We start from the raw sequence: 4315 nt of genomic DNA on the forward strand, positions 1-4315 counted from the left end.
GGCTCGACGAGCTCAATGGCCGGCTGGAGGACGGCGGGCCGACCTTCTCGATCCTGATGCTCGACCTCGATCGCTTCAAGAACGTCAACGACTCCCTCGGTCACGGCGCCGTCATCCAGTCAGGGGATTGATAGGCGTCGCGATAGGCGAAGAAGGTGATCGCGTCGCTCGCATATTGCAGATAGACGACGCGCATCGGTCCCCAGGGCGCATCTGCCGGCACCGTCGGTCCATTCTGGTTCATGAAGCGGACGAAGCGGCCGTCGCGGAATTCCGGCAGCCAGGCCGGCGTGCCCGGATTGCGGTTCGCGGTGATCGAGCGCCAGATGCGACTTTCGAACGGCGCGCCGCTCCAAAGTGCGCCCGTAATCGGATCGCCAATCGTCTCGAACAGCTCTGCGGATTTCTCCGAGTTCATCGCGCCGAGGCTCAGTCCATGCAGGTACAGCTTCGGCCGCCGGTCCTTCGGCAGCGTCGTCCAGTAGCCGTAAATTTCGGAGAACAGGGCGCGCGCCGCTTCTGCACCGAATTCGGGCTGAAACAGCAGCGACAGCGGACTGTTGAGATAGGAATACTGCATCGCGACACTGGCGACGTCGCCATGGTGGAGATATTCGACGGTGTCCATCGCGGCAGGATCGATCCAGCCGGTTCCGGTCGGCGTGACGACGATGAGTGTCTTGCGTTCAAAACCGTGCTGCCGCTTGAGCTCGTCGAGCGCAAGCCTGGCGCGCGCTTGCGCCGTCGCGGCGCCGCCAAGGCCCACATAGACCCGCACGGGCTCCTTCGCTGGCCTTCCCGTAACGGCGCTGATCACAGTTGCGGTCGGCCCCGAGGCGATGAACCTGCGCCCCATGCGTCCAAGCTGCTTCCACTTCACCAGCGAGGCGGGACTTCCTGTCCGTTCCGGCGCGGTCGGCTGCGGCCGCTCGGGCTCGAGCAGGGCGTCGACTTCGCGAAAGGACGAATCGAGCGCGTTGAACGCCGTGCGGATCAGGACATTGCTGGCGATCGACCAGAACAACAGACCCGCGGCGAGCACGCCGATGACGTTCGCGATTCTCCGCGGAACGACGCGCCTCGTACGCGTGGCGACGAAGCCGGCGGCAAGCGCGAACAGCCGCGCCAGCACCAGCAGCACGACGAAGGTGATCAGGGCGATGACGCAGACCTTGAGCGGATGGGCGGTCTCGACCGGCGCCATCTTCATCACGGTGCGGATCGAGTTCTGCCATCCGGCCGCCCGCCACAGAAAAAGGATGACGACGAGCAGGCAGGCGGCCGCGACCAGCGCGTTTGCGGTCGATCTCAGGCGCGCCGACGGCTCCGGCAATTCGAGATAGTGCCACAGCCAGCGCCAGACATTGCCGGCGAGATAGCCGATCCCGAAGCAGGCGCCGGCGACGGCGCCCTGCGTGAGATAGCTCCGCGGGACCAGCGTCGGCGTCAGCGCGGCCGCGAAGAACAGAGCACCCAGCATGAGGCCGACGCCGGACAACGACAGCAATTGCCGCCGAATGAGCCACGCCAGTTTGCCGAAAACACCCACTGGGCGAATTTATCCTCAGCTGTTGTCTGGCAGGCCACTCTTGCGCGGCAGCACGATCCTGAATTCGGTAAATCTGCCCGGCTCGGTCGCGACGTCGATCGTGCCGCCATGCTGCTTCACCACGATGTCGTGGCTCATCGACAATCCGAGCCCGGTGCCTTCGCCGGCCGGCTTGGTGGTGAAGAATGGATTGAACATCTTCTCCTTCACCTCGTCCGGGATGCCGGTGCCGTTGTCACGAATGCGGATCTCGATGTGATCGCCGCGGTCGCGGGTCGCGGCGGTCACGACGGGCGCGTAACCGGCCGCCTCGTTCTCCGCCTTGCGCTTGGCCACGGCATGGAATCCGTTCGAGATCAGGTTCAGCAGCACCCGGGTGATCTCCTGAGGGAATACATCGGCCGAGCCTGCAGCCGGATCGAGGTCGCGTTCGAGCGTCACGTCGAACTGCGGCTTCTCGGCGCGCGCGCCGTGATAGGCGAGGTTGAGGCTCTCCTCGACCATCGCGTTGATGTCGCTCAGGCGATGCTCGCCGCCGCCCTCGCGCGAATGCAGCAGCATGTTCTTGACGATGGAATCGGCGCGCCGTCCGTGCTGCACGATTTTTTCGAGATTGTCCTTCAGAAGCCCCGTGAGCTCGTCGACTTCGCCGCGGATATCGTCCGCGAGGGCGGCGGGTGCGAGCACCTCGTTCAGCTCGTCGGTCAATTCGGCAGAGAGGGATGCAAAATTGTTGACGAAGTTGAGCGGATTCTTGATCTCATGCGCGATGCCGGCGGTGAGCTGGCCGAGCGATGCCAGCTTCTCGGTCTGGACCAGCCGGTCTTGCGCGGCGCGCAAGTTCTCGAGCGAGGCGGCGAGCTCCCGCGTGCGGGCCTGCACTTCGTCGAAGAGGCGCACATTCTCGATCGCGATGACGGCTTGGTCGGCGAAGCTAGTAACGAGTTCGATCTGCTTTTCGCTGAACGGCTGGATTGCGCGACGTGCGAGAACAATAGCGCCAACCGTGCTGCCTTCGCGCAGTAAGGGCACACCGAGGAAGCTGCGCGGATTGCCGCTCAATTCCTGGCCTTCAAAGAAGTAATCGGGGTCTTCGAGCACGTCGGTGACATGGACCACCTTGTCCCCGAGCAAAGTCCGGCCCGTGATCGTGCGCCTGTCCGGCCGGACCGGGAGATCTCTTACATATTCGACGAATTTGGTTGGGAACCCGTAGGAGCCCGCCCGGAAATAGGTGCTGCCGGTCTTGCGGGTAATCGCCGCCATATCGGCTTCGCATAGTCGCGCCGCCGATTCGACCAGCGTATCGAGCACGGCCTGCAAGTCGAACGCCGAGCGGCTGATAACCTTGAGCACGTCGGCAGTCGCGGTCTGCTGCTGCAACGACTCGGTCAAATTTTCGGTGCGCTGACGCAATTCGCTGAGCAGCCGCGCGTTCTCGATGGCGATCACGGCTTGCGCCGCGAACTGGTTCAGCAAGGTGATCTGCTTCTTCGAGAACGGCCGGTTCTCTTGCCTGAAGATCATGACGTTGCCGACCATGCGCTCCTCCTGGAGCAACGGCACAGCGAGCAGACAGCGCGCGCCGCCGAGATCGACCAACGCCCGACGGTTCGGCTCTCCGCTGCGATAGGCGTCCGACTCCAGAAGATCGACCATTTCGACGAACGGTTCGCCCCTCAACAGGCGCGCAGGCGCGGTGGCCGGACCATAGTTGAGGGGCGCCCTGCGCCGGAATTCATCGTAGGCGGGGGGCAGACCGTAAGTGGCGGCTGTGTGGAACTGCGTGCCATCGTAGGTATTGAGCACGCCGAAACTGGCACCGCAGAGCTGCATTGCCTTGCTGAGCATCGCCTCGAACACCGGCTTGAGATCGCCGGCCGATCGGCTGATGACGCTGAGCACCTCCGATGTCGCGGTCTGCTGCTCCAGAGACTCGGTAAGCTCGCGGGTGCGGTCCTGCACCTCGTTGAACAGGCGCGTGTTCTCGACCGCGATCACGGCCTGGTCGGCGAAGGTCTTGAGCAGGTTGATTGCCTTGTCCGGGAAAGGACCCGCCTCCGGCCGCGTCACGCCGATGGTGCCGATCGCAACGCCGTCGCGCAGCATAGGCACCACGAGGATGCTGCGATAGCCTCGCGTCCGCGCCAGCTCCTTCATCGCGTCCGTGAGGTCTGGCTCGTTCTGCATGTCGCTGCGGAATGCGACCTTTCCGCTGGTCGCGACCCGGCTGTGGATGCCGGATGCCGACAGTGGCGCCGGGAACGAGCTGAGCAAATCTGCGTTGCCAGCCTCGACGTCGGTGGTGAAGGCCGCCAGATGCAGCATGCCGTCGATGACGCGCGTGACGGCGGAGGAGTGCCCGCCGACCAGGGCCTTGGCGCTGTCGGAGATCGCCTGGAACACCGGCGTCACATCCGCGGGCGAGGCCGCGATCACCTTGAGGATGTCGGCGGTCGCAGTCTGGCGTTCCAGCGCTTCCCTGGTGGCGTTGAACAGGCTGACATTCTTGATCGCAATCACCGCCTGGTCGGCGAAGGTCTGCAGCAGCCGCACGTGATGATCGCCGAACGCGCCGGTCGCGCGTCGCGTCGCGATGATGACGCCGATGGCCTCGCCCTCGCTCATCAAGGGTGTGAACAGCATGCTGCGATAGCCCCGCGCACGCGCGATGTCGCGCGCCGCCGGCTCGAGCTCGGTGTCTGGCAATTGCGCCGCCGCGCCATCGGCCACCAGCGGGTAGGGCGGGAATTGCGCGAACGGCAC

At 64.6% G+C, this 4315-nt stretch carries 2 protein-coding genes and 1 pseudogene; 1 reads left to right on the forward strand and 2 read right to left on the reverse strand.

The genetic code is table 11. The annotated features are described in order from the left end of the window. Nucleotides 1-110 (forward strand): annotated as a pseudogene (locus MOV74_RS41320) (diguanylate cyclase domain-containing protein); the annotation flags it as partial. On the opposite strand, the gene MOV74_RS32350 reads toward MOV74_RS41320, so the two are convergent. Both MOV74_RS32350 and MOV74_RS32355 read right to left on the reverse strand, forming a co-directional pair. After that, nucleotides 101-1480 carry an alpha/beta-hydrolase family protein gene (locus MOV74_RS32350; protein WP_246931060.1) on the reverse strand — a complete coding sequence of 460 codons (1380 nt, stop codon included), beginning with the start codon at nt 1478-1480 and terminating at the stop codon, nt 101-103. The pseudogene MOV74_RS41320 and the gene MOV74_RS32350 sit on opposite strands and share 10 nt — an antisense overlap. Before the next feature lie 84 nt (nt 1481-1564). Next, nucleotides 1565-4315: GAF domain-containing protein (locus tag MOV74_RS32355; protein WP_246931059.1), on the reverse strand; the 2751-nt coding region annotated here is incomplete at its 5' end.

Source organism: Bradyrhizobium sp. SHOUNA76, from assembly GCF_023006445.1.
Lineage (GTDB): Bacteria > Pseudomonadota > Alphaproteobacteria > Rhizobiales > Xanthobacteraceae > Bradyrhizobium.

Bases quoted from the DNA above. Each gene is read 5' to 3' on its own strand.
- MOV74_RS32350 (WP_246931060.1), bottom strand. From the start codon at position 1,480: ATGCTGGGTGCTCTGTTCTTCGCGGCCGCGCTGACGCCGACGCTGGTC.